This window comes from Klebsiella sp. 28 (assembly GCF_018223905.1).
GTDB lineage: Bacteria > Pseudomonadota > Gammaproteobacteria > Enterobacterales > Enterobacteriaceae > Klebsiella > Klebsiella pneumoniae.
Map to the genome: position 1 here is coordinate 36,259 of NZ_JAGRQY010000108.1, position 6,437 is coordinate 42,695.

Below are 6,437 nucleotides of genomic sequence, written 5' to 3' on the forward strand. Positions count from 1 at the left end.
AACTCCTCAGAACCCTCCCCATGTTGCCCATCATCCACAGGCGGTTTTCGCTATTGTCGGTGGTTTTGTCGATGAAATAACTCCAAGCCGCAGTCGGTAAACTCACGCATACAACCGGGCAGTGACGTCATTGTTTGCGCGGAAATGGACGAACAGTGGGGTTACGTCGGCGCTAAATCACGCCAGCGCTGGTTGTTTTACGCGTATGACAGGATACGGAGGACAGTTGTGGTGCACGTATTCGGTGAACGCACGATGGCCACGCTGGAGCGTCATCTGGGCCTGCTGTCGGCCTTTGAGGTCGTGGTATGGATGAGGGATGGCTGGCCGCTTTATGAACCACGCCTGAAGGGAGAACTGCACGTTATCAGCAAGCGATATACGCAGCGCATTGAGCGGCATAACCTGAATCTGAGGCAGGAAGTCACTGTCGTTCTCAAAATCGGTGGAGCTGCATGACAAAGTCATCGGGCATTATCTGAACATAAAACACTATCAGAAAGTTGGAGTCATTACCAGAAATCGACCTTAAAATCAGCTGCTGATGATGAAATATCGTGGAGACAGGATGCTGTTGATGCGGGGATAGCGACGACGGAAGAAGCCGCCGCCTTATCTGAATGGAAAAAATACCGGGTGCTGCTGATGCGGATTGATACATCAAAAGCTCCCGATATTGAGTGGCCTACACCCCCTGCGGAGTAATTTCTGGCGGAGGGGCAAATGCCTCTCCGTCATATGTCCAGTCGATACCAGCCGATATGCCGTCAATATTCACAGTAATATAATCATCGAAAATGCCTCCAGTGCCATCCCATACAACAACATTTTCAACGACGCCATTTTTAACTAGCGCATAATTACTCATTATGCCAGCTCCTCAATGATTACGATTCCCGGGCGTCCCGCTGCGCCTGATTTAGCTGATTGGGATGGGCCATTCGAACAGCCGGATGCTCCAGAACCATAGCCCCCACCGGGATTTGCCGGGCTATTAATTGCAGGAATCGATCCGCCTACCCCAAATATACTATTTGAACCACGCGAGCCAGCGGCATAGCTATTTGCAACAGCTACGGCTGGTTCTGCCCCTGCTCCAGATGAGCCGACAATATTCCACCCAGTCGGGCTATCGCTGTTATTATTGGCCACGGGCTGAAATGGTGGGGTTGCCGGGCCGGCGGGTAATCCAGCTTTCCCGCCGGGCGATGAAATAAACGAACCAACTGAGCTAGCTCCGCCGTCAGCGCCGTATATTGAACCCGCCGTTCCTCCTGCACCGCCGGAACCGATGACGACTGACGCCGTTGTTATTGACGATACGTCATAAATGCCCTCAGCATATGCCCCTGCGCCGCCCCCGTTACTCACGGAAACCTCGTTACTACCCGTTGCCGGTGCAGCTGAACTACCGGCCCCCGCCCCGAGACATTTAATTCGCCATTTTTTTGCGCCTGGCGTTTTTGTCACTGTCCCGCTGGCAGTGAATACCTGTATTTTTAGCAGCCTACCAACGTATCCGCTCGCATCTCCCAAACCAAGGTATGTGAGAAGACCAGTTACATCCTTTCCACTCAAATTAGTCAGCGTATTGTCCAGCGGTTGTTTACCTGCCAGTGCATTAAGCATTGTCGTGGCAAAGTTCGGGTCATTCCCCAGCGCCGCCGCCAGTTCGTTCAGTGTATCCAGTGCCGCAGGTGCAGAACCCACCATTGCCGCAATCGCCGATTTCACAAATGCCGTTGTGGCAATTTGTGTATTGTTGACCGACTGTGCCGCAGTAGGTGCGGTTGGCGTTCCGGTGAGTGTCGGACTCGACAGCGGCGCTTTCAGTGCCAGCGCATTGTTAATGGTGGTACTGAATTTCGGATCATTGTTAATGGCTGCGGCTATTTCTTTCAGCGTGTCCAGCGTGGCTGGCGCACCATTAATAAGAGCCGTCAGAGCCGCCTGAACAAACTCGGTGGTCGCAATCTGCGTGGTGTTATTCCCTGCTGCTGGCGTTGGCGCTTTGGGTGTCCCGGTAAACGTCGGACTTTCTTTGGGTGCATACTGTGAATGCGGGTCCGGTGCGGCAAGATGTTTTGCCATCTGATCATCCGCGTATACCTTCAGCTCAAGTGCCTTGTCATCCACATACTTGCGGGTTGCCAGCACTACAGCAGGGTCGATTTTCAGGGTGATATTGTCCGTGCTGCTGGTAATCAGCACCATGCGCACGGTCTGAGTGCGCCCGCTACCTTCAGCCAGTTGCGGCTTATAGCTTTCCGGGCAGTTGCCCACGGCAATCAATGCCCCGGACTCATCAAACAAGCCCACTTCACGTATCCACCAACCGCCCTCGTTTTCAGGGATCACCTGTTCGGCAATAATCTGACTGCTGTTCTGCGGGTCGATATAGAGCATATTCAGCGCAGCCCGGCGTTTCTCATTTACCAGTGCAGTCTGCTTTGAGTCTGGCGTTGGCAATACTCCGCCGCCATCGCCGACCGCCATATGGGTAATTTTTAGCGGCACACCGAGCGCGGCGGCGCTGGCAAGTTTCGCCGCGCCAATATCCGTCAGCAGGGTATAAAATTTTGTGCTCATGGATTCACTCTCATTGTGTCAATAACATGGACCGCCCCGCCTTCATGCGCGGTGCCGCCAGAAATAATTGTTTCGTTGATATACGGATAGATCGTGATTTCTTCGCCAAGATAGCTGGCGGCCCCCACCCAATGCGGACCGCTGGTCTGCAGATTGATGGACATGCCGATCATGTGACGGCTACATGGTTTGGCATCGCTTATCAGCCGCTCAAGTTCCAGATAGGTATCTTCAGTGATGCCCTGGTCCTGCACGCCGATATCCAGGCGAAACGTGCCTGGTGTTTCTCCGGTCTGCCACCACTCAATAATACGGATCAGAAAGCCGAACGGCTCCACCACCCGCCGCACGGCACTGGTGGTCCCTTTATGCTGATGAATATAAAAAGCATCCTTCACCACCTGGCGCTTGACGCTTTCTGTCCAGCCCTCATCCCAGCGATCCACAGAGAACGCCCAGGCGAGATAAGGCAGGAAACTGACCGGACAGGTTGCCGGATTCCACAAGTCACGCAGCGGCACCTGCAGATCAGAAATCCCACTGCAGGTTTGCGCCAGTCGTCGCTCCAGTGAAGTTGAACCCGGTGGCAGCAGACTATTCATCCGTTCCTCCGTTGGTCACGCTCCACTGCGTACATGATGCCGCCTGCGTTTTGTTCAGAACCACATCCGCCAGCGGAGAAGCCAGTTCCACACGTTGAACACCCTCAACATGCAGCGCGGCAAAAATAGCACTACGGCGAATATCCCGACCGAGCCGCGTCTGACTGGCGATGTACCTCTGCAGGCTGACTTTTGCCGCTGCCATTACCGGCTCTGCTTCCGGTCCCGGATAAAGAAAAATGGTGGCTTCCACACGGTACGGGATGATTTCTGCGCTGCGAACCGTCAGACGGTCAGCCACCGGGCGGACGTTCTCACTGTTCAGGGCTTTCTCCACCACATCCAGCAAGTCTTTTTCTGCTGTTCCGTCGCCTTCACGGCTCAGGACAGTCAGTACCACCTCTGCAGGTGCCGGACTGGTTGCACTGGCATCCGCCACCCGACCGTCGGCGCTTCGGGCATGAAATTCATAAGCTGCAGTTGGCCCCGCAACTGAAAGCCCTTCAAAGGCTGCAGGCACACGCAGGCGTAACGCTTCATCGCTTTCCATCACAGCTGCAACGGGCGGCACAGCGTCATTATCAGCAGGCGTCACCGTCAGGCGTTTCACATTGTAATTGGCAGCGAGCTGGTCCAGATCACTCCCTATGGCATAAGCCGCCATCACCGCCTGCGCGGCTTCGTTAATGCGCTGGCGCAGAAGCAACTCACGATAAGCGTTCTCCTGCAGCAATTTGGTGACGGGTTCAGATTCCAGTTCCAGCGTGCGGATCACTGCTTCCTGCTCATCTTTCGGATGAAGCGCAACAAATTCGGCCTTGCGTTCGGCAAGCAGCGTCTCAAAGTCCGGCACATCCACAATCTGCGGCGCAGGCAACTGCGAAAGGTCAATCACTGCCATTCTCTGCTCCTGTTGATACGGAAAGGGAAACAGGCACACCGTTATTACGCCGCCCGGTCAGCTCCACCACCATTGAACCGTCAAAATTGCTGTTGATGGTGATGGAATCCAGCGTCAGCCGTGGCTCCCAGCGACTCAGCGCCACATACACTGCCGACATGACCTGCAGGCGTAATGCCGGATTTTGTGGCTGGTCTATCAGTGTCGACAGCAGGGAACCATATTCACGACGGGCAATACGGCTACCCTGCGGTGTCAGCAGAATGTCCCGCACCGACTGGCGCAGATGGTCAATATCAGTAATGGCTTTGCCGCTGGTATTGTTCATCCCGCTATAAAGCGTCATACCGGACCTCCGGTTGTGTCGCCGCCTTTCAGGACGCCTGTATGCTGATGCGCATCAACCACAATCCCGTTAGAACTCATCGCTCCGCCGCCCTGGGTAACGCCACCATTGATCACCACTTCGCTGTTAATGCGCGTGCGGTCAGCCTCCAGTACAAACTCACTGGTTTTCATGGTGATGTTGTCGACAGCCTCAATGACCATGGATTTGATGCCCCTGACATACCAGCGCCCGGTGGCGGGTTCGTATTCAAACCAGCCACCGTCAGGATGTTCTGTCACGCAGGCGTCCGCCGACTTCGACGGTGGTGCGAACTGATTCGAATAGATGGCGGGCAGCGCAAACGCGGTTTCAAGATTTCCGCCCAGACTCAGCAGCACCACCTGCTCACCTTCCGATGGTTTCCACCATGTGCGGGCATTCCCGGCACGCAGCGTCAGCCAGTTAATCCAGTTGGTTTCAAGGTCGCCCGTTTTCACCCGGCAAAGCCAGTTTTCCCGGTCCACTTCGGTGACTACACCAGTGCGGATCAGATTGGTGATAAGGCGCATGATTTCGGTCAGTTGTGTATTCATTTCCAAATTATCAAACAGAACAAAGACTAATTCATCTATTTAGAATTGTAAGAGATTTGGCACAATGATAATTTAAAGAAAGAATGACAACTTTAAATAAAAACGCCCTATTAAAGGGCGTTTTTATTATTGCCTAAGTTTAGGCTTGATAATTCCTAGTGCATCCCACAAACCACAGTGTATTTCAAAATTCAACGTTGGGTCCATTTCTAAATCTTCATCATTAAATGACCACAAATAAACATCTCCGCCATCTGTTTTAGATCTCCTGAGTACATTCCCGATAGCACCGACTTTAAATAAACAACTCAGTATTTTATTAAGCGTTAATGTACCATCTCCTAACTTCAATTCTTCAAATTTTTCCTTGATTAAATGTGGAGTGAAACCTCTTTTTTTTACTGAACGTAAAAGAGAAAAACTGTCATCTATTTCTGAATCACTTAAATGTCCCGCAAGCTCAGATCTAATTTCACGTAAAAGATAAGATGAGTATTTTTTAGAAATCTTTGTAAACATGGAACTTTCAAATCTTTCAGTATTTTCTCCATATTCATCTTGAATATAAGTTAGCATCCTAACGGCATCTCTTGGGCGACCTAGAGTTCTATGTAAAATATAAATAGAGCTATGCTCACCTGCAACTCTCTCAGTGAAAATTTTCCCGAACAAATTAGAACCATTTAAATCATTATAATAATCAGTGGAGTTTTTGATCTTAAAAGCAATCATATCAAAAATCTCAGAATCACTTGCTCGCTCTCCAGCAGAACACCAATCAAGTGTAACAGAGTTATCTTCAATGATTTTATTAATATTCGGCGATGAAAAAGTATTTATTATATCATGACGAATAACTGCACCAATTTTAGCATCTATTTTATTTTGCATTAGAGTTTTATTAATTGACACAACAGCATTTAAAAAACTTATCATTGCATTTTTATATTCAACTGTTGCATCAAACTTATCATCTAACTCATCATAAAATACATATATTTTTTTATTACTCTCTTTTAGCATGTCAACAATAAAACACTGCAAAGATTCCATACATTCCAAATAATTCTTTTTTGTTTCTTTTGTTTTCTCGACCTCACCACCTTTTGCTTTGGCTTCACCACGTAATACTGGGAATCTAAATCCGATACCAACCTCACCCGACGTTTGGTACTCCCTAGTTATTTCAACTGTTTGCTCAGGCCTTAACTCGCCCGCGACATGGCCAAAAGAACGTAAAAAACTTTCCAAATGAACTATTTTATCCTCACTAAATCCTTTTTTATTACTTACAATATTCTTAGCAAGATTGACCAATATCATCCACTTGAAAATTGGTACATATTTTGTGGAAGACACATCCTGCCCCTGAAAGTGAGTAAGTTCATGAAAAACAAAATCTTTTAATGATTCCACAACTGCAA

General features: G+C 49.8%; 7 protein-coding genes and 2 pseudogenes. 2 read left to right on the plus strand and 7 right to left on the minus strand.

Features of this window, described 5'->3' with window-relative positions; translation table 11 throughout:
- Positions 1 to 84 precede the first annotated feature (84 nt).
- A pseudogene (locus KHQ28_RS18835) lies at positions 85 to 532 on the plus strand (IS1 family transposase); the annotation flags it as partial.
- Positions 520 to 705 (plus strand): annotated as a pseudogene (locus KHQ28_RS18840) (tail fiber assembly protein); the annotation flags it as partial. The pseudogenes KHQ28_RS18835 and KHQ28_RS18840, both read left to right, overlap by 13 nt.
- On the opposite strand, the gene KHQ28_RS18845 reads toward KHQ28_RS18840, so the two are convergent.
- The 7 genes from KHQ28_RS18845 to KHQ28_RS18875 form a co-directional block, all read right to left on the minus strand.
- Positions 686 to 868 (minus strand): hypothetical protein, encoded by a 183-nt coding sequence (locus tag KHQ28_RS18845; RefSeq protein ID WP_050486392.1) that lies wholly within the window; start codon positions 866 to 868, stop codon positions 686 to 688. The pseudogene KHQ28_RS18840 and the gene KHQ28_RS18845 sit on opposite strands and share 20 nt — an antisense overlap.
- Positions 868 to 2,589: a phage tail protein gene (locus tag KHQ28_RS18850; protein ID WP_031591609.1), complete on the minus strand. Its 1,722-nt coding sequence runs from the start codon at positions 2,587 to 2,589 to the stop codon at positions 868 to 870. Before KHQ28_RS18850 ends, KHQ28_RS18845 begins: the two co-directional genes overlap by 1 nt.
- A complete protein-coding gene (locus tag KHQ28_RS18855) occupies positions 2,586 to 3,191 on the minus strand; it encodes a phage tail protein I (RefSeq protein ID WP_001086836.1) in 606 nt (201 codons plus the stop codon). The genes KHQ28_RS18850 and KHQ28_RS18855 overlap by 4 nt, the downstream gene beginning before the upstream one ends.
- Positions 3,184 to 4,092, minus strand: coding sequence for a baseplate assembly protein (locus KHQ28_RS18860; protein ID WP_031591606.1), 909 nt, complete (start codon positions 4,090 to 4,092; stop codon positions 3,184 to 3,186). The genes KHQ28_RS18855 and KHQ28_RS18860 overlap by 8 nt, the downstream gene beginning before the upstream one ends.
- Positions 4,079 to 4,438: a GPW/gp25 family protein gene (locus KHQ28_RS18865; RefSeq protein WP_031591604.1), complete on the minus strand. Its 360-nt coding sequence runs from the start codon at positions 4,436 to 4,438 to the stop codon at positions 4,079 to 4,081. The genes KHQ28_RS18860 and KHQ28_RS18865 overlap by 14 nt, the downstream gene beginning before the upstream one ends.
- The gene (locus KHQ28_RS18870) at positions 4,435 to 5,013 is read right to left on the minus strand and encodes a phage baseplate assembly protein V (RefSeq protein WP_031591602.1); all 579 of its coding nucleotides are present in this window, start codon (positions 5,011 to 5,013) and stop codon (positions 4,435 to 4,437) included. The genes KHQ28_RS18865 and KHQ28_RS18870 overlap by 4 nt, the downstream gene beginning before the upstream one ends.
- Positions 5,014 to 5,139: 126 nt before the next feature.
- On the minus strand, positions 5,140 to 6,437 hold a 1,298-nt coding region (locus tag KHQ28_RS18875), incomplete at its 5' end, for a P-loop ATPase, Sll1717 family (protein ID WP_211777647.1).